Source organism: Arthrobacter sp. B3I4 (genome assembly GCF_030816855.1).
Taxonomy (GTDB): domain Bacteria; phylum Actinomycetota; class Actinomycetes; order Actinomycetales; family Micrococcaceae; genus Arthrobacter.
Genome location: NZ_JAUSYK010000001.1, coordinates 1,853,278 through 1,872,275, shown reverse-complemented (window position 1 = coordinate 1,872,275; position 18,998 = coordinate 1,853,278). Strand labels below are relative to the sequence as shown.

At 65.3% G+C, this 18,998-nt stretch carries 10 protein-coding genes and 2 pseudogenes; 2 read left to right on the top strand and 10 right to left on the bottom strand.

All coding sequences use genetic code 11. The features are described from left to right. Nucleotides 1-49: 49 nt before the first annotated feature. From QFZ61_RS08780 to glf, 7 genes and pseudogenes are all read right to left on the bottom strand, one after another. A complete protein-coding gene (locus QFZ61_RS08780) occupies nt 50-2,176 on the bottom strand; it encodes an acyltransferase family protein (RefSeq protein WP_307035193.1) in 2,127 nt (708 codons plus the stop codon). Between the two features lie 49 nt (nt 2,177-2,225). Beyond that, on the bottom strand, nt 2,226-2,963 hold the full coding sequence (locus tag QFZ61_RS08775; protein WP_307035191.1) for an ABC transporter ATP-binding protein: 738 nt from the start codon (nt 2,961-2,963) through the stop codon (nt 2,226-2,228). Between the two features lies 1 nt (nt 2,964). Beyond that, nucleotides 2,965-3,858 carry an ABC transporter permease gene (locus tag QFZ61_RS08770; RefSeq protein WP_307035189.1) on the bottom strand — a complete coding sequence of 298 codons (894 nt, stop codon included), beginning with the start codon at nt 3,856-3,858 and terminating at the stop codon, nt 2,965-2,967. Next, a complete protein-coding gene (locus QFZ61_RS08765; RefSeq protein ID WP_307038082.1) occupies nt 3,855-4,475 on the bottom strand; it encodes a hypothetical protein in 621 nt (206 codons plus the stop codon). The genes QFZ61_RS08770 and QFZ61_RS08765 overlap by 4 nt, the downstream gene beginning before the upstream one ends. A 117-nt stretch (nt 4,476-4,592) precedes the next feature. Then, nucleotides 4,593-4,745, bottom strand: a pseudogene (locus QFZ61_RS08760) (hypothetical protein); the annotation flags it as partial. Between the two features lie 205 nt (nt 4,746-4,950). Then, a pseudogene (locus QFZ61_RS08755) lies at nt 4,951-5,886 on the bottom strand (glycosyltransferase); the annotation flags it as partial. After that, entirely contained in the window at nt 5,883-7,070 is a 1,188-nt protein-coding gene (gene glf / locus QFZ61_RS08750) for a UDP-galactopyranose mutase (RefSeq protein WP_307035187.1), read from the bottom strand. The pseudogene QFZ61_RS08755 and the gene glf, both read right to left, overlap by 4 nt. A gap of 210 nt (nt 7,071-7,280) precedes the next feature. Between glf and QFZ61_RS08745 the strand changes: the two genes are divergently transcribed. Beyond that, entirely contained in the window at nt 7,281-11,579 is a 4,299-nt protein-coding gene (locus tag QFZ61_RS08745) for an FtsK/SpoIIIE domain-containing protein (protein ID WP_307035185.1), read from the top strand. Nucleotides 11,580-11,594: 15 nt separating this feature from the next. Here the strand turns inward: QFZ61_RS08745 and QFZ61_RS08740 are convergent, their stop codons facing one another. Further along, nucleotides 11,595-12,062, bottom strand: coding sequence for a hypothetical protein (locus QFZ61_RS08740; RefSeq protein ID WP_373427143.1), 468 nt, complete (start codon nt 12,060-12,062; stop codon nt 11,595-11,597). 239 nt (nt 12,063-12,301) lie between these two features. On the opposite strand from QFZ61_RS08740, the gene QFZ61_RS08735 reads away from it, so the two are divergent. Continuing rightward, nucleotides 12,302-12,550 carry a WhiB family transcriptional regulator gene (locus tag QFZ61_RS08735; RefSeq protein WP_003804966.1) on the top strand — a complete coding sequence of 83 codons (249 nt, stop codon included), beginning with the start codon at nt 12,302-12,304 and terminating at the stop codon, nt 12,548-12,550. Between the two features lie 74 nt (nt 12,551-12,624). On the opposite strand, the gene QFZ61_RS08730 is transcribed toward QFZ61_RS08735, so the two are convergent. Then, nucleotides 12,625-14,094, bottom strand: coding sequence for a sensor histidine kinase (locus QFZ61_RS08730; RefSeq protein ID WP_307035183.1), 1,470 nt, complete (start codon nt 14,092-14,094; stop codon nt 12,625-12,627). Nucleotides 14,095-14,129: 35 nt separating this feature from the next. Beyond that, nucleotides 14,130-18,995, bottom strand: a complete 4,866-nt coding sequence (locus QFZ61_RS08725; RefSeq protein ID WP_307035181.1) for an NAD-glutamate dehydrogenase — start codon at nt 18,993-18,995, stop codon at nt 14,130-14,132. Nucleotides 18,996-18,998: the final 3 nt, after the last annotated feature.

The following is an 18,998-nucleotide window of genomic DNA, read 5'->3' as shown; positions in this document are numbered from 1 at the left end:
CGCCCATGGGCAGTCGCTGTCCCCGTCGGCCGCTGCCGGCCCCGCGGGATTAGAGTCGTTTGTCCAGGTACGGAGCGAGCTGCGTTGAATATTGCCTGTTGAGGTGGTCGGGATCAAAGTACACGGCAACCCCGCCCACCCCCCCGTAACAGAAAGTCGCGTCGCAGAAGTACTCGGACAGGTCCAGCAGCCGCACGTGCCCGCCGTCCGACGCTGCTTTTGCCGATTCGACGAGCGGGTCGACCGGAAGCGCCTGGTCCCGGGGGGCCCGGCACTGCCTCGGGTCAGCGGCGCTCACGGCGATGCAGTTCACGTCCCGTACTTTGTCGTTCAGCGGGGGGTCCGCGATTGGGTATACCACCGCGCCCGTAGCGGCCCATCGTGACCAGTAGCGGCGGAACCCGTCCTTATACTGGTCCAGCTGATTCCGACCGGTGCCGTCGTCGATCTGTTCCCCCGCCGCGAAGCTCGAGGTGAATACTCTGGCCGGCTTGTCGCGTTCCACGGCAGCTGCGACGTTCAGGCCCCACGTGCGGCAACTATGGATCTTAGCCGGGTCTGCCGGTCTTCCGCGGTACCCGACATATGGCACGTCGGCCAAGGGACAGCCGCCGCTGTAGCTCAATTTGAGCTTCCAGTGCTTCTGTCGCGCAAGCTCGATAACGGCGGACTGCCACTGCTGGGCATGGGAGTCACCCACGAGCCAAACCGTTTCGGCTTCCGGACGCCCGCCCGAGTAGTCACAACCGGCCGGCCCACCCGGCTGTTCCAGATTGAGCGTGTCCTCTTTCTCCTGGCAATCCGCGGGCAGCCCCCAGTACTGGTTGGCGGGCCCCATGTTGGGATCCACAATCGGACGCGCAAAAGGATCGCCACACTCGGGCTTGCCGACAGCCCGCGGACCGAAGCAGGGCGCTGCGGCGTCCGTGCGGCCGAGCTCCGCCGCCGCTGCAGCTTTGGGTGCCACCTGCAGGTGCAAGGTGAGGCCCGCCAGCAGCATGGCCAGCATGCCTGCTACGACGGCAGCCAAGACCCGGTGCGGCCGGGATGGCGCCCGGGAACGTGCGATCCAGCGGTCCTCGATCCACCGTTTTGAGAGCCAGGCCAGCAGCACCGCCGCCACCGCGAGGCAGACCTTGGCGGCCGTACCCAACGTGGTGCCGAGCAGGAATGGGGCGACCACGATCAAGGGCCAGTGCCACAGATACAGCGAATACGAGATATTGCCCAGAAACTGGATCGGCCGTAGCGCGGTAAATCGATCATGCCAGAGGCGTCCGCTGCCGGCACCTGCGAGAATCACAAGGGCGGTTCCGGCCACCGGGACCGCAGCGGTCCAGCCGGGAAACGGCGTCGCGTGGTCAAAAACCAGCGCTGAGAAAACCACCAACGCGAAGCCAAGCAGCGCCATGATGTTTCGGACAAGCTGCGAAAGCGTGCACCGGGAACCAGCAAGGGCGAGCAGCGCTCCGGCGCCAAACTCCCATACGCGGACCGGGGTATTGAAGTAGGCCTCACTGCGCGAGGCCTCGGTCAGGTAGATGCTGAAGCACAACGAAGCAGCCGCGGCGGCCGCAAGCCCTATCACCAGGACCCGGCGTTGCGCCCACCGCCGGCGCACCGCGAGGACGTAGAGTCCGATGAGCGCCAGCGGCCAAACAAGATAGAACTGCTCCTCGACCGAGAGAGACCAATAGTGCTGCACCATCGACGCCGACGAGTTCATTTCGGAGTAATTCACTGCCTTGGCTGCGAGTACCCAGTTCTCGATGTAGAAAGCACTGCTCACAATCTCTTGGGCGTTGGCATTCCAGCGGGTGTACGGAAGCCACAGCCAGGCGCAGGCCAGAGACACCGCGAGGACGGTGAAAGCCGCCGGGAGCAAGCGCCGGGTACGCCGCGCATAAAAATGCCCAAGCCGTACTGTGCCGCTGGCAAACAATTCTTTGCTGAGGTGGGCCGTAATGAGGAAACCGGAGATGACAAAAAAGACATCGACGCCTACGTAACCGCCGGGCAGGCGCACCGGCCAGAGGTGGTTAGCGACGACGAGGCTGACAGCAAGCGCGCGGAGCGCCTGGATGTCCGTGCGGAAGGCCCGCTCGGGAGCGGTTTGCGGAAAGGCTCCCAGAGCCGGCCCTGCTTCGACTTCCGTGGCCGGCGCGGACCCCTCCACCTGGTCATTGGTGCGTGTTGAAGGCGCGTCCGTAGGCGGTTGCACCGGCTCAGCGCGAGCTTTCGGTGCGGAGCCGGGCGACGGCCTCGTGGATCGGTCCGTCGAAGACTACGTTGCCGTGTTGCAGGACCACCCCGCGGTCGCAGATCCGTGAAACGAGCTCGAGGTCATGGCTGACCACGACGAGCGTCTTACCAGCGGCGGACAATTCCTTGATCTTGTCGAGGCATTTGCGCTGGAACGGTTCATCGCCCACGGCCAGGATCTCGTCCACGAGGAAGACCTCGGGGTCGGTGTGCACGGCCACGGAGAACGCCAGGCGCAGGTACATGCCCGAGGAATAGAACCGCACCTCCGTGTCGATGAACTCGCCGATCTCGGCAAAATCGACGATTGAGTCGAACTGCTCGTTGATCTGGTCTTCGGTCATGCCCAGGATGGCACCGTTCAGGTAGACGTTGTCCCGCCCCGACAGGTCGTGGTGGAAGCCTGCACCGACCTCGATCAGGCCGGCGACCTTTCCCCGGGTTCGGACCGTCCCGCTGTCCGGGAGCATCACACCGGAGATGTGCTTGAGCAGGGTGGACTTTCCCGAGCCGTTCAAGCCGAGCAGGGCCACGGTTTCACCCTGTTGCACTTCCAGGTCGACGTCGCGAAGAGCATGGAACTTCTTCGAGAGGTCGCCCTTGCGGCCCGTGAACAGCCACACGATGGTTTCCTTGAGGGACCTCGTGTGCCGCAGCACGAACTGCTTGCTGATCTTCTGTACTTCGATTGCCACCGGCATGCTACAGCTCCTGCGCGAAACGGCCCTCAAGCCTACGGAATGTCCACTGGCCCAGGAAGAGGGTCAGCAACGCCACGACAAGTCCCACTGGGATCCACAGCGACAGCAGGTTCGGTGGGATCGGAGCGGAGCCGTCCGTGGTGGGGAGCCAGAATGCAAAGTGAAATGCCTCGACGCCGATAGTAATCGGATTGACCTGGTAGATCGAGTACCAGCCCTCACCGAGCTTGTCCCGAACCATGGTCCAGGCGTACATGACTGGGGAGGCCCAGGTGGCGACCATGAGCAGCATGTCAACGATGTTCTCGAAGTCCCGGAAGTACACGTTGGCCGAACCGAACAGCAAGCCCAGACCGGTAGCAAGCATGGCAACGATGACGAAACCTGCCGCCGCCGCCGCCAGCTGGAGCAGCGAGGGCTGCCAGCCGACGACGAGGCAGGCAGCCACCAGCACGGCCAGCTGAGGCACGAAGTGCACCGCGGACACCCAGACGGAAGCGACCGGGAAAAGCTCCCGGGGCAGGTAGATCTTCTTGATCAGGCCACCGTTACTGACGATCGAGCGCGCCGCGTTGCTCAGGGCTTCAGTGAAGAAGTTAATCAACACGATGCCGGAAAACAGGTAGATCGCGTAGTTCGCGAGACCGTCCGGGTTCCGTGGGCTGCGTTCCAGCCCCAGGAAAACACCCAGCGCAATATAGAACACCACAAACTGGACTCCGGGTTTGACGTAGGACCACAGAAGTCCGAGCACCGAACCCCGGTAACGGATCTGCAATTCCTTGCGAACCAGGAGTTTCAGCAGGAACCGCTGCCGGAATACCTCTGCGAGACCTCCGCCCACGCCGGGGCGGACAAGGGCGGAGGACCCCCCGTGGGCACCGACTGAGGTCACTTCGACTCCGGTGTCTGCTCTGCCGGCTTGACCGTCATGGCTTCGAACGTCTGCTTCCACGCCTGCGGCGACGTGAACTCGGGAAGCGCTTCGCCGTAAACCTTGGACAGTTTGTCCCAGTCACGCAGGAGCTGCTGGTGAAGCTTGACGCTACGGGCAATCATGGTGCGGAACTGCTCGGGCTGGCGCTTGTACCAGGAAGCGCCCGACCCGTCTGCCGAGGAGACGATGGCCGAGTCCAGCTGGGACAGCCGCCACCAGCGGGCATCCATCGCCGGAACCAGGGCCTCGGGGTTCTGCAGGGCGCCCGGCCGGACCCCGGAGACCTGCCGGACACCGGCGGTTGCCGCGGTCGCGAGGGCGTTCAGGATCGACTTCGGCGCGCTGGGCTTCTTGCCCCGGCGCGGTGGTTTGACCCGCCTCACCTGCGGGAAGCCGGAAACTTCCTTGGTGATCCGGGCATCGTCGAACTCCGCCCGCCGGGCACGAATCTCGGGGAGCTTTGTCCTGATTGTCTCGTGCAGGTGGGACGGTCCCTTGAGCAAGTCCTCGAGCGCGTCAAGGCGCAGTTCAACAGCGGAATACTGCATCGACAGCAGGTGCTTGACGTCCACCATGAAGCTCAGACGGGGCAGGATGCCGCCCTTCTTGTAGGGCGAGTAGACGAGGGCAGCCAGCCACCGGTTGCGCTGGTGGAAGTAGGCCTGCCAGTCGATGGTGTCGTCCTTCTCCGTCCACGGCATGTGCCAGACTGCAGCGCCGGGCAGCGTAACGGTCTGGTAGCCGTGGCGGCGGGCACGGATGCCGTACTCGGCGTCGTCCCACTTGATGAACACCGGCAGCGCCAGGCCGATTTCGCGCACGATGCTGGTCGGCACCAGGCACATCCACCAACCGTTGAAGTCGACGTCGATCCGGCGGTGCATCCAGGGGGGTGGTCCGCAGGTTGCTGGCAGAGAAATCGTGGCCTTCCCGGGTGCTTTCGACGGCACCCCAGAAGAACTTGTACTCGTTCACCTCCTCGCCGAAGGTGTGCATCACGGACCGCTCGTAGAGGTTGAACATGTGGCCGCCGACGATCGTCGGCTTGCGGGTGTAATCGGCAAAGTTGATCGCCCGGAGCACACCCTCGGTCTCGATGATGACGTCGTCATCGAGCAGCAGGACGTACTTGCTGCGGCCGTCCTCAACGGTTTCCTGCATGCCGCGCGCGAACCCGCCCGAGCCGCCGAGGTTGCCCTGCTCGATGATGGCGAACTTGTCGCCCAGCCGGGCGGCGGCTTCCGCGTAACCGTCCTGGTCGCGCACCTTCTGGGTGCCCTGGTCGGTGATAAGCAGCCGGTCCACCACTTCGAGCAGTTCCGGTGATTCAGCGAAGGTCGTGAGGTGCTTGACGCAGTAGTCCGGCCGGTTGAACGTCGTCACAGCCACAGTGGCGGTCCCGGGCACGAAGCCATCCGGCTTGCGGACGGACCACTCGGCGCCAATCAGCTTGACCTTCTCTGAGCCTGCGACCAGGTCGAACCAGTACCAGCCGCCGTCGCCGAAGTTGGCCAGCGGCAGCACGACGTCGGCGGGGGAACCGGCGTCGACAGTGATGCTCTCCACCCGGTTGGAAGTTCCTCGGGACGTGGAGCGGGAAATCACGACGGTGGCCGGGGCGTCCACTGCTACGGTCAGTCGCACGGCGGCAACATCGGTGTGAGCACGCCAATAGCTGGCCGGGAAGGCATTGAAGTAGGTGCCGAAAGAAACCCGGCGGAACGCCGGGAGGTGCAACTGTCGGCGATTGTCCAGGAAATCCGTACGCACTGCGGCGCCGGCAGAAGAGACAGCGGTGACACCGGAACCGGACTTTGAGTCCTGGGCTTCGCCGGACACTACGCGCTGCGCGGCGTTGAAATCCAGGTACAGGGGAAGGGTATCCGTGTCGCCGTCCGTCGGGAAGACAACGCGGTGGACGATCTGCCACTCTTCATTGACACCGGCCGCGGATTCTTCGTTCAAAACTTCGGTTGCAACGCTCATGCGTCCACACCCCCGCTTTCAATCTTGGCGCCGCCCTCAAAGTGCGGGCGGATCTTGTTGTCGAACATGGTCAAGGCGGAGCCGATGGCCATGTGCATATCCAGGTACTTGTAGGTGCCGAGCCGTCCGCCGAAGAGGACGTCGCGCTCAGCGGCCGCAAGGTCGCGGTACTTCAGCAGCCTTTCGCGGTCTGCGGCGGTGTTGATCGGGTAGTAGGGCTCATCGCCCTTCTCCGCGGCGCGGGAGAACTCGCGCATGATGACGGTCTTTTCCGTCTGGTAGTCGCGCTCGGGGTGGAAGTGGCGCGGCTCAATGATGCGGGTGTAGGCGACGTCGGCGTCGTTGTAGTTGACCACCGAGGTTCCCTGGAAGTCCCCGACGTCGAGCACTTCCTCCTCGAAGTCAATGGTGCGCCAGGAAAGGTCGCCCTCGGCGTAGTCGAAGTAGCGGTCCACCGGACCGGTGTAGACGACCGGAATGTTCCCGACGACCTTGTTCTTGCTGTATTCGTGCGACTCATCGAAGAAATCGGTGTTGAGCCGGACCTCGATGTTCGGATGCTCCGCCATCTTCTCGATCCACGCGGTGTAGCCGTTCGTCGGCAGACCCTCGTACTTGTCGTTGAAGTAGCGGTTGTCGTAGTTGTAACGCACGGGCAACCGGGAAATGATGCCGGCCGGCAGGTCCTTCGGGTCCGTCTGCCACTGCTTGCCGGTGTAGTGCTTGATGAACGCTTCGTAGAGCGGGCGGCCGATCAGCTGGATGCCCTTGTCGTTCAGGTTCTGCGGGTCGGTTCCCGCGAGCTCTCCGGCCTGTTCCTTGATCAGGTCCTGGGCCTGGCCCGGGGTCAGGTTGGCACGGAAGAACTGGTTAATGGTGGCCAGGTTAATGGGCAGGGAGTAGACCTCGCCCTTGTGGACGCCGTAAACCTTGTGCACGTAGTTCGTGAAGGTGGTGAAGCGGTTGACGTACTCCCACACGCGGTCGTTCGAGGTGTGAAACAGGTGCGCGCCGTACCGGTGGACTTCGATGCCGGTCTGCTGCTCCTTTTCGCTGTAGGCATTGCCGCCGATGTGGTGGCGGCGGTCGATGACGACGACCTTCAAGCCCAGCTCGGTGGCGGCCTGTTCTGCGATTGTCAGGCCGAAAAAGCCCGACCCTACGATAACGAGGTCAGCGGTCACAAAATCTCCTGGTTCGAATGCGGGCAGCACAACGATGCGCATTGTCTGCTGCTCTAGCCTACCCGAGGCAGAGTGTGAACCTGCGAATTGCCGGGCTCGCAGTAAGCCGCACGGCCGGGAAGAGTTGTCCACATGGCCGAACTGTGCGAAGCGCGCAAAGGCTGTGATTCGTACTGTTGACGGTGGAGGGCGGTGTGAAAGGCTTCGGCGATGCTCCTGCATTACACCCTGGCGGGCGGGGCGGGTTCCGTCATTGGCTACCCGGTTGAGCTCTCCGTCGAGGTGCCGGAAGGCTGCTCCGGCGCCCGTTTACAGGAGGCGGTGGCGCGGCAGTTCGGCACTGGGCGGCTGGTTGTCGCGGGGGCGCCGCTGACCGCCCTGACGGCCGGAACGCCGCCGCTTGTGAACGGAGCCGTCCTGATCGACGGCTGGGCGCCGGGCGAGCCGTCCGACGGTAAGCGGCCGCAGCCAGGCGCACCCCTGCTGCTGGCCGTGCTAAGCGGACCGGGCGCCGGAATGGTCCTGCCGCTGCACCGGGGGAGCTATGGGATCGGCAGGAGCGGAACAGACCTGTCGCTTCCGGACGCCGAGCTGTCCCGCGAACACGCACGGCTGGATGTTTCGAACGCGGGGATAACCCTGGTTGACCTCGGCAGCGCCAACGGAACCTGGGTCGACGGCCGGCGCGTGCTGTCCACCGCTGTCTCCACCGGCTCCCTCATCCGGTGTGGAAACTCGACGCTGTCGGTCATCTTCCGTGAAACTTCTCGCGAAGGTCCGGAGTTGTATCCGGCCGGGGAAGATGTATCAGAACCGCTGCTTGTCGCCGGTCCCGGCCCAGCCAGCCAGCGCGGACTTCTGGTGCTGGCGGCAGGGCTGCCGCTCGTTGCCGGTGTAATCCTGGCGGCGGTTACAGGGACGTGGATGTTTCTGGCCTTTTCCGCGTTTTCCGCCATCCCGGTGCTGTTGCCCGCAGTATCCGGCCGCAGGCAGCGCCGGGAGCGGAGGGAGGCCGTCGCCGCCGCCGTCCGGCTGGACGCAGAACGACGATGGGGGTGCGCGCCGCCGGCGGCTCGGCTGGTCCTCGCCACCACCCGGGCCGGACCCGGAACGGCGCTGGGCCAGGACTCGCCGGCGGCTCCGGAAAACGCGGCGGGAGCCGCCGAACCGTTGAAACGCGGACCGGTGTGGTTGCGACTCGGTTTGGCCGAGCAGTCAGCAAATATCCGGCTTGAACCGCCAGAGCGTGGGTTCCGCCCGCCACCGCCCGCCGCTCTTCCGGTAACACTGGGCGCGTCGGCCGTCACCGCTTTGCAGGGACCACCGGAGGCTGTCGGCGGGCTTGTCCGCTTCTTCCTCATGCAACTGGCCGGGTACCCCCGGGGCTCCGGCACGTGGGTGCACGTCCACGGCCCGCTGCATTCGATCCCGCTCGCCGCCCGCTTTCTTCCCCGGGTCTCACTCTCCGCCAACCCGGCCGTCACGGCCGCAAGACTTGGGCAGGGCCCGGGTCCGGGTTGTGACCGGGGCGTGCTGGTCCTGCTGCCCGGCACCGGCTCCGCAGACGCCCTGCGTTCCGCTGATATCCTTCGCTCCGCCGCGGCCCGGTTCGGTTGGCAGCTGATCGATTGCGCGCGAGTCGCCATGATGGCCGCCGCCAGCGGAGACCAATCGGTGGTTCTTAGTGGTTCCATGGGCCGGCTCACCAGCGGGTCGCACACTGTTGACTTCGTCCCGGACTTGGTGCCGGAGCAGGTTTTTGATCGTTTCTGCCGGCAGTTACCTGGCGAGGTCGTGCCGGCCCGAGAACCCCGCGCCGTCCCTGCTTTCTGTTTCCTGGACGAGGTTTTGCCGCTCTCTGAGGCCAGGGTTGCTCAGCGCTGGGCGGCAGCTGTCCGGACGCCGCTACAGCCAGTGGCCCTCGCCGTCCCGGTTGGCCGCGGAATGACCGGGCCCGTAGGCGTTGACCTGCAGTCGGACGGGCCCCACTTGCTCGTGGCGGGGACTACCGGTTCCGGTAAATCGGAATTCCTGCGCACCCTCGTGGCCGGGTTGGCGGCGTCGTACCCCCCGGACCGGGTTAATTTCCTGTTTGTTGACTTCAAAGGCGGCTCGGGACTCGCGCCCTTGACCGGTTTGCCACATTGCGTCGGACTCCTCACCGATTTGGACCCTCACGAAATGGACCGGACGCTCATCTCGCTGCGGGCGGAAGTGCGCCGCCGGGAGATGTTGCTGGCCGAGGCGGAGGTACCCGACCTGGTCAGCTACCGTGCCCGCGGAATGGACCTTCCGGCACTCCCCCATCTGGTCCTCGTCATCGATGAGTTCCGGATGCTGGTGGAGGAGGCGCCGGCGGCATTGGCTGAACTGATGCGCCTTGCGGTGATCGGCCGCGCCCTGGGCATCCACTTGGTTATGGCGACCCAGCGGCCGCAGGGTGCCCTCACGGCGGACATTCGGGCGAACGTCACCAGCAGCGTGGTGCTCAGGGTCCAGTCGGATCTCGAGTCAGCGGACGTCATGAACTCCCGAGTCGCGGCCGCTATCCCGGTCGACTGCCCGGGACGGGCTTACCTGGTCCGGGGCAACGGGACCCCGGTTCAGCTGCAGACAGCCACCGTCAGCGCACCGCTGCGCATCGCTGCCGTCGACGCCATCACCGTGATGCGGGCCGAGACGCTGCTCGACCTGCCCTCGGGTTTGCTGCCTTCGACGGACGGCCGGCCATGTCCGCCTGCCGGATCCGTAGATTCTGTTGGGCCCTTCGTGGAGCTCACCGCCCGGTTGTGGGCCTCGCAAGGTGGCGCCCCGGCGCGGCGACCGGTCGTCACACCGCTGCCGCCAGTGCTGGTCTCGCCTGGCCTGCAGGAATGTGAGCGTGACGGGGCGCTGTCTGCGCGCGAGGTCCCGCTGGGCGTCGTGGACCTCCCTGAGCAGCAGCTGGTGCGGCAGTTAAGTTGGGACCCGGACCGGCATGGCCACCTCGCAATGGTCGGAGGAACGCGGATCGCTGGTCCTGGCGGCCCCGTGGAGACGCTGCGGCTGGTTCTGGAACGGCTGATCCAGGCCGACGTTGAGTCTCACTTCTATCTTCTCGACGGGGACGGATCCCTGGCTGCCGCCGCGCCATCTCCCCGGGTGGGCGCCTGGGTAGGGCCACAGGATGCCGGGCGGGCCGCGCGGGTACTGACGCGTATCAGCGAGGAAGTAAACAGCCGGCTGGTCGACGCGCCTCTTCCCAAACCGCCGCCTCTGATCCTTGTTCTGCACAACTGGGGCTCCTGGCTTTCGAAGTTCCGCTCCGGCCCGCTGGCTTGGGCCGAGGACGTTGTGCACGACATCCTCCGGGACGGCCCCAAAGCGGGCGTTGTTGGGATGCTGACCGGCGAGCGCGAACTCGTGACGTCACGGTTTTTCGCGGCCCTTCCCAACAGGATCTACTTCCCCGCCGGGTCGACGGAGGAAGACCGGCTCGCGTGGCCACCGATGCCGCGGCTTCCGGCGCTTCCGGGCCGGGTCGTCGTCTCGGGGATGTCTGCGAGAACTGAGACCCCCAACGGGTGGCCGGCGCCGCCGGGCAACGGCTGGTCTACACGGGATGTGCTGCGGGCCGCGCAGTTGTTCCAGAAACCCGCAGGGACATCCGGCGGCCGGCCGCTGCCCAGTCCTCCGGCAGGCAACGTGCAGAGCCGGCCGTTCCGGGTGGAGGCCCTTCCTGCACTGGTGACGGTGGAGGAAGTCCGCTCCCGGCTGGAGACCCTTCACCGAGAGAGCGCCCGGCGAGGGGCGGTCGTCGTTGAGCCGGCACTCCGTCCCGCACCGCCAGCACCGACAGCGCCGACAGCACTCTGTCCGGCACAGACAGCACCGGAGGCACCGAAGGTACCCAACGCACCGAGGGCACAGTCAGCACCGACAGCACCGACAGCACCGACAGGCACGTTATTGGTGGGGGTTGGCGGCGATGAACTGCTCCCGGCCGGCATTGTGTTGCCGCCGGGGGGCGTGCTCGCCGTCCTTGGCGGTCCGGGTTCAGGAAAGAGCGCCCTCTTGCGGGCCCTGCCGCTGCTCAATCCGGCCCGGACGTGGATAGGCTCCAGGGAGGAGACCGGGCGGGAAGCGTACTGGACTGGAATCCGCGCACAGGCGTTGGCCGGAGCCCTTGACCGGGCCGCCATCATTCTCGCCGACGATCTGGACCTGGCCACAAGGGACGTGAACGATAAGTTGCTGCAGCTGAACAGCCTCGGCTGGACGGTGGTCTTCACGGCCGGGCACGGCCCGGCGTTGCAGCAGCGCGTGCCGCTGGCTCTTTCCGTCCGCCGCCACGGCAAGGGCATCCTGATTCAGCCCCAGAGCATGATGGACGCGGAGCTGTTCAGTATTCGCTTTGAGCCGGAGCCACGTCCGCCGGCGGGCCGGGCGGTCGTGATCTCAGACTGCCGGGTCATGGCCGTTCAGCTCGCGCTGGCTCCAGACCGCGCCCAGCCCGGCACCGATCCATAGCTAGCGATGCGGCTGTTACAGGGCCGGCGGCGCGCCGCCTGCGCGCGAAGCAAAGGCAATCACGCGCTTGTCAAACAACAGGACGATGGCAACGGCGGCCGGCACCAGCATGGCCAAACCGGCAATCACATAGCCGCCAGTCAGCGTGGGAAAGCCAATAGTGAGCATAAACAGCTGGGCCACCAATGCCCCTGCCCGCGGCCAGCGGTAGCCGCGGAACAGGAAAACCGCCACCGCGAACAGCCAGGCGGAAAAGGCGAGCAGCAGGCCCAGAGTGAAGACGGCTCCCCAAAAGGACAGCACCGGGGCGCCGGACACCAGCTGAAGTCCGTACCAGCCTGCGGCCACAAGCAATGCCATCGCTTCGAGCACCACGACCAGAGAGATCACTTTGATGCCCGCAGGCCTGCCGACAGGATGCGGTCCAGAACCCCCTTGCTGGTCGCCGTCGGGGTCAATTGGGTTCACAGGGGGTCTTGACACACTGGCACCCTACCCGACATAGTCAAGCAGAAGTGGGGGCTCCGCCAGCCAATGTGATGCATCGCTCACGATTCGGCGGCATTTGTACAGCAAAAACCCCTTGTTTACACAGCGTTAACATGACACGCTTAATCCAGATGACCGAGGGGGCCCACAGGGCCCCTTTCTTATGAAGCCTCTAGTGAATATTTTCACAAGAGGCAGCAAATGAATTCCCACGAATGGAGTTACTGATCAGCATGGATTGGCGTAACCGCGCAGCGTGCCTCGACAAGGATCCGGAGCTGTTCTTCCCGGTAGGAAACACAGGTCCCGCCCTCCTGCAGATTGAGGAGGCGAAAAGCGTCTGCAGGCGGTGCCCCGTTGTGGACACTTGCCTCCAATGGGCGCTCGAGTCCGGGCAGGACGCGGGCGTCTGGGGCGGTATGAGCGAAGACGAACGCCGCGCCCTGAAGCGCCGAGCCGCCCGCGCTCGCCGCGCCTCCTAGTTTTCACCGCCGGGTATCTGGCAACGCAATGGCCCCGGACCAACGGTCCGGGGCCATTGCGTTCAACGCGGCCTTTAGCGTGATTCGAGGCTCAGGACCACCTGCACGGCCGTTCCGCCGCCCTCCCGAGGCTTCCACTGGATACTGCCGCCCAATTCGCTCGTCACCAGGGTGCGCACAATCTGCAGGCCCAGCCCTTCCGCGTAGGACCCCGCCGGCAGACCAACGCCGTCGTCCGCCACGGTGACGGTCAGCAGTTCGTCGCCGTCTTCGCTTTCCGAACGGTCGGCGAGTAGCCAGACAGTCCCGGCCCGGCCCTCAAGCCCGTGCTCGACGGCATTGGTCACCAGTTCGTTGATGACCAGGGCCAACGGTGTGGCAAAATCGCTGGGCAGTTCGCCGAACAGCCCCGAGCGCTGGGTTTTCACCTGTTGCGAAGGGGACGCCACCTCGGCAGACAAGCGGAACTGGCGCCCAATCAGTTCGTCGAAGTCCACGCTCTGGGTCAGGCCCTGGGAGAGCGTTTCATGCACCAGGGCGATGGTGGCGACCCGCCGCATGGCCTGCTCGAGTCCCTGCTTGGCCTCGTCGCTGACCATCCGGCGCGACTGCATGCGCAGCAAGGCCGCCACCGTCTGCAGGTTGTTCTTGACGCGGTGATGGATCTCGCGGATGGTGGCGTCCTTGGTGACGAGTTCCATCTCCCGCCGGCGCAGCTCCGAAACGTCGCGGCACAGCACGAGCGCCCCGAAGCGCTGCTGCTCGTCCCGCAGTGGAATGGCCCGCAGTGAGAGGCTGACACCGCGGGATTCGATTTCGCTGCGCCACGGCATACGCCCCGTGACCACCAGGGGTAGCGTCTCATCGACCATGCGGCGATCCCGCAGCAGACCAGCGGTGACCTCGGCCAGCGACCGCCCCTCAAGCGACTCCCCGTCACCGAGCCGGCGGAAGGCGGACACGCCGTTCGGGCTCGCGTACTGCACAATCCCTTCGGCATCGAGCCGGATCAAGCCGTCCCCCACCCGGGGCGCGCCACGGCGGGAGCCGGTGGGCGAGGCGAAGTCCGGCCAGAGGCCCAGGGTTCCCATGCGCAGCAGGTCGTACGCGCACTGCCGGTACGTCAGTTCGAGCCGTGAGGGCATCCGGGAGCTGGACAGGTCCATGTGTGAGGTGACAACAGCGAGGGTCCTGCCGTTGCGGACCATCGGGACGGCCTCCACCCGCATTGCCAGGTCACTGCTCCAGTTGGTCTCGTTGGAGCGTTCAATCACGCGGCTCTCCCACGCCTTGTCGACGAGCCGCTTCAAGTCTGAGCGAATGCCCTCCCCCACGAAGTCGGCGTGGAACACCGTATGCGAGGTGGAGGGGCGGACGTGGGCCAGCGCAACGTAACCGAGCTCGGGATGCGGAAACCACAAGGCAAGGTCGGCAAAGGCAAGGTCGGCCACCATCTGCCAGTCCCCCACGAGCAAGTGCAGCCACTCGGCATCCCCCGGCCCGAAATCAGCATGCTCCCTGATAGGGTCCGTAAAGATTGCCACAGCACCTCCATTTGCGTCGCGGGGGCCGGCAGACCCTAGCGTCGAACGATTGACCTCAAGAGCCTCAATGCTACCGAGAGCGAGGCCATGTCATCTGCCTCGAGCGCGTTCACCTCGTCAAACATGCTCTTCGCCCGTTCCAGTTGCTCAACGTTCTTGCTTTCCCACGCCACCAGCCGTTCCTCCGCCGGCATGTCCGCGGGCGTCGCTTCCAGCACCGCAGTCGTCATGTCGGACACGGTCGAGTACAGGTCATCACGCAGCGCTGCACGAGCCAGGGCCTGCCAGCGGTCTTCGCGGGGCAGCTTGCTGATGCGCTCAAGCAGCGAGTCCGCGTGGAAGCGGTTGAAGACGGTGTAGTAGACGTGGGCGATGTTTTCTACCGGCTCGCTGCTGGCGTGGGCGATCTTCGCGATGTCCAGCAGTACGAAGCTTTCGAAGAGCTCGGCCCAGCGGTGCGCGAGGTCCTCGGGAAGCTCCCAGCTGCGGGCCTTCGCAAGCCACTGCGACACCCGCTCGCGGTCGTCGCCGCGCAGGTACTCAAGCAGCCGTGCCCGCATCGGGTCCATCAACGGCTTGAAGTCGTTCACGACGTCGGCGATCGGGCGTGCGGTGTTGCCCTGGCTCAGAACCCAGCGGACCGCGCGGTCCAGGAGCCTGCGAATATCCAGGTGGACGGTGCTCCAGTGCTCGGTGGGGAACGACGCCGGCAGATCGTTGAGCTCCTGAACCATGATGTCCAGTTCGTATACCTCCCGCAAAGCAACGAATGCCTTGGCGACAGCGACCTCGCTGGCGGAAGTTTCCTCCATGGCGCGGAACGCGAAGGTAATGCCGCCCAGGTTGATCATGTCGTTGGCGACGACAGTGGCGATGATTTCCCGGCGCAGCGGGTGCGTGTCGAGGTCGGCGTCGAACCGTTCCCGAAGCTGCTTCGGGAAGTACGCCCGGAGCGTCTTGCGGAACCACGGATCCTCCGCCAGGTTGCTGTCGCGCAGCGCGGTGGCAAGCTCGATCTTGGCGTAAGCGGCCAGCACGGACAGTTCCGGCGAGGTCAGGCCCTGGCCCTGTTCGAGCCGCTCGCGCAGCGTCCCGGTGGTGGGCAGCGCCTCCAGTTCGCGCTTGAGGTCAGCAGATTTCTCCAGCCAGTCCATCAGCCGTTCATAGCTGGGGCTCCACTCCGCGACGCGCATCCGGTCATTGAGGAGCAGGATGTTCTGGTCGATGTTGTCCTCAAGTACCAGGCGGCCGACTTCGTCGGTCATCGAGGCGAGGAACTCTGCGCGTTCGGACGGGTCCAGCTTGCCCGCGGCCACCATGCGGTCGACGAAGATCTTGATGTTGACTTCGTGGTCGGAGCAGTCCACGCCCGCCGAGTTGTCGATGGCGTCGGTGTTCAGGATGACGCCCTGCAGCGCGGCTTCGATGCGGCCCCGCTGGGTCATGCCCAGGTTTCCACCTTCGCCGACGACTTTAACCCGCAGTTCCCGGCCGTCGACGCGGATGGCGTCGTTGGCCTTGTCGCCGACGGCGGCGTTCGTCTCGGTGCTCGCCTTGACGTAAGTGCCGATGCCGCCGTTGTACAGCAGGTCCGCCGGGGCCAGCAGGATCGCGCGGAGCAGTTCCGGCGGGCTGAGCTGCGTGGTTGCCTCCGGCAGTCCCAGCGCGGCCCGGACCTGCGGCGAAACCGGAATCGACTTGGCCTGGCGGGCGAATACGCCGCCGCCTTCGCTGATCAGGGACTTGTCGTAGTCGTCCCAGGAGGAGCGGGGAAGCTCGAAGAGCCGCTGCCGCTCGGCGAAGGACGCAGCTTCGTCAGGATTCGGGTCCAGGAAGATGTGCCGGTGGTCGAACGCGGCGAGCAGCCGGATGTGCCGTGAGAGCAGCATGCCGTTGCCGAACACGTCCCCTGACATGTCGCCGACACCGACGACGGTGAACGGGTCGGCCTGTGTGTCCAGATCCAGTTCGCTGAAGTGGCGCTTGACCGATTCCCAGGCGCCGCGCGCGGTGATGCCCATGGCCTTGTGGTCGTAGCCGACGGACCCGCCGGATGCGAAGGCGTCACCGAGCCAGAACCCGTATTCGGCAGCGAGGCCGTTGGCGATGTCAGAGAACGAGGCGGTTCCCTTGTCAGCCGCCACGACGAGGTAGGAATCAGCATCGTCATGGCACACGACGCCGGCTGGGGGCACCAGGGTTTCACCCTGCGGTGAGGTGACGAGGTTGTCGGTGACGTCCAGCAAGCCTCTGATGAAGGTCTTGTAGCTCTCGATGCCCTCAGCCATCCAGGCGCTGCGGTCCGCGGCGGGGTCCGGCAGTTGCTTGGCGTAGAAGCCGCCCTTGGCACCGGTGGGGACAATCACGGCGTTCTTAACCGTCTGGGCCTTGACCAGGCCGAGGATTTCGGTCCGGAAATCTTCCCGGCGGTCCGACCAGCGCAGTCCGCCGCGTGCCACCTTGCCGAAGCGCAGGTGGACGCCCTCGACCCGGGGCGAGTAGACCCAGATCTCGAACATCGGCCGCGGAAAGGGCAGGCCATCGATGCCGGAGGGGTCGAGCTTAAAGCTGACGTGGCTCTTGTTCTGGAAGAAGTTGGTCCGCAGTGTGGCCTGGATCAGGTTCTTGAAGGTCCGCAGAACCCGGTCCGCGTCCAGCGTTGCGACCTGTTCGATGGCCGCGTCCAGACCGGTGCGGACTTCGGCCTGCCGGTTTTCGCGTTCCTCGCCGGTCACCGCCGGGTCGAAACGTGCGGCGAACAGCGCATTCAGTCCGCGGGCGACGTCGGGGTTGGCCAGCAGCGTGTCGGCCATGAACTCGAAGGAGTTGGTGTTTCCCATTTGCCGCATGTACTTGGCGTAGGCACGCAGGACGACCACCTGGCGTGAGTCCATTCCTTCGCGCAGGACCAGCCGGTCGAAGCTGTCCGATTCCACCGCCCCGGACACCGCCGCGCCGAAGGATTCCGCCAACAGGGCCCCGGTCTTCACGGGGTCCACTCCGGTCGGGTACTTCAGGCCGAGGTCATAGAGGAAAAAGTCGCGGCGGTCAGAGGTTTCGATCTCGAAGGGCCGTTCATCCAGGACCTCAAGGCCGAGATTGTGGAAGAACGGCAGGATCTGGCTCAGGCTCTTGGGCTCCAGCATGTACAGCTTGACGCGGGCGTCCTCCTCAAGCGTCGCACCGGCACCGGCGGGCAGGTAAACGTGGACGCCGGGCTGCTCTTGCGCGGCCTCGCCGCCGCGCTCGGCGGCAGCGCCGTATTTTTCGAAGCGGGCAATATCCTCCAGCGCGTCCTCGACCTCGTAGTCAACGCGGTAGCTGGCGGGAAAGGCCTCGGCCCAGACCGCAGCGAGTTCCTTGGCACCGTTTTCGCCGTCCGCGCTGGCTCTGGCGCGGAGCACCTCCGCGATGCCCTCACTCCAGGAGCGCGCTGCCCGGACCAGCCGCTTCTCCAGCTCATCGCTGTTGACGTGCGCGGTGTCGGCGTCCTTGGGGAGCCGGATCCGGAAGAACAGCCGGGCGAGGGCAGATTCGGTCATCCTCGCCTCATAGTCGATGGAGACCGCGGCGAAGGTTTCCCGCAATTCCTTTTCAATGCGCAGCCGGACGTTGGTGGTGTACCGGTCGCGCGGCAGGTAGACGAGCGCGGACATGAAGCGGCCGTAAATGTCCGGGCGGAGGAAGAGCCGGGTCCGGCGGCGTTCCTGAAGCCGCTGGATGCCGGTGGCGATGGCAGCAAGCTCGGGAATCTCAATTTGGAAAAGCTCATCGCGCGGGTAGGTCTCGAGGATGCCCAACAAGTCCTTGCCGGAGTGCGAGTCCGGCGGGAACCCGGCCTCGCGCAGCACGGCGTCGACCTTTTCGCGGACCACCGGGATGTCGCGGACCGAGCCGGCGTAGGCGGTCGTGGCGAACAGACCGATGAAGCGCCGTTCTCCGTTGACGTTGCCGGCCGCGTCGAAGCTCTTAATACCGATGTAGTCCAGGTAGGCCGAGCGATGCACGGTGGACCGGGAGTTTGCTTTGGTAATGACCAGGGCGCTCTTTTCGCGCGCCTTTTTCCGTCCCGTTTCGGTCAGGTGCTGGATTTGGTGGCGGGTGTCACCGCCGTCGCGCAGCAAGCCGAGGCCGCTCTCCTCGCGCAGTTCCAGCACATCTTCGCCGGACTCGCTGCGCAGGTCGTACTCCCGGTAACCGAGGAAGGTGAAGTTCCCGTCGTCCAGCCAGCGGAGCAGCTCCTGCGCCTGGCGGAGTCCGGCGACGTCGGCGGCGTTGGTTACCTTGTCGAGGCCGTCGGACACTTCGCGCGCTTTGTTGCGCATTCTCGGCCAGTCCTCGACGGCTGCCCGGACATCGCCGAGCACCCGCTGCAGGCCCTCGACGAGCTGCTGGCGTTTCTCATCGTCCACTCGGCCGATTTCGACAGCAATCCAGGATTCCATGTGCGAGGCGTTGTCGCCCTGGGCGATCAGGTGCGAGAGATTGGGCATCGCCGCCGTGTCGCCGCTGGAGATGCCAAGATGCGAGGGAACCCGTGCGACCTTCACCAGCCGGCCGGTCGCACGGTTTCGGGTCACGACGAAGAGGGGGTGCATGACGAGCCGAATCGGGGACTTCTGCCGGACCAGTTCTGCGTTGACCGAGTCCACCAGGAAAGGCATGTCGTCGGTGACGATATAGACGACGCTGGAGTCCGTCTCGTCCGCGATCACGACATGTGCATCACCTGGCTGCCGCGTCGCAGCGGCCTCCAGATGGGCCTGGCAGCGGGCGGTCAGCGCTTCCTCGCCGTACGTGCGGGCATCCTCCTCAGCGAGGTGCTCGTAGTAGTCGGCGAAGTACCTCTCACTGGCACCGATCGAAACGGGTTGATCCTCAACACTGGACCCAGACGACATCGA

What these genes read in the sequence shown, in the direction of transcription:
- QFZ61_RS08775 (WP_307035191.1), bottom strand. Translation starts at nt 2,963, where the DNA reads ATGCCGGTGGCAATCGAAGTACAGAAGATCAGCAAGCAGTTCGTGCTG.
- QFZ61_RS08765 (WP_307038082.1), bottom strand. Translation starts at nt 4,475, where the DNA reads ATGGTGGACGTCAAGCACCTGCTGTCGATGCAGTATTCCGCTGTTGAA.
- QFZ61_RS08745 (WP_307035185.1), top strand. Translation starts at nt 7,281, where the DNA reads ATGCTCCTGCATTACACCCTGGCGGGCGGGGCGGGTTCCGTCATTGGC.
- QFZ61_RS08735 (WP_003804966.1), top strand. Translation starts at nt 12,302, where the DNA reads ATGGATTGGCGTAACCGCGCAGCGTGCCTCGACAAGGATCCGGAGCTG.
- QFZ61_RS08725 (WP_307035181.1), bottom strand. Translation starts at nt 18,995, where the DNA reads ATGTCGTCTGGGTCCAGTGTTGAGGATCAACCCGTTTCGATCGGTGCC.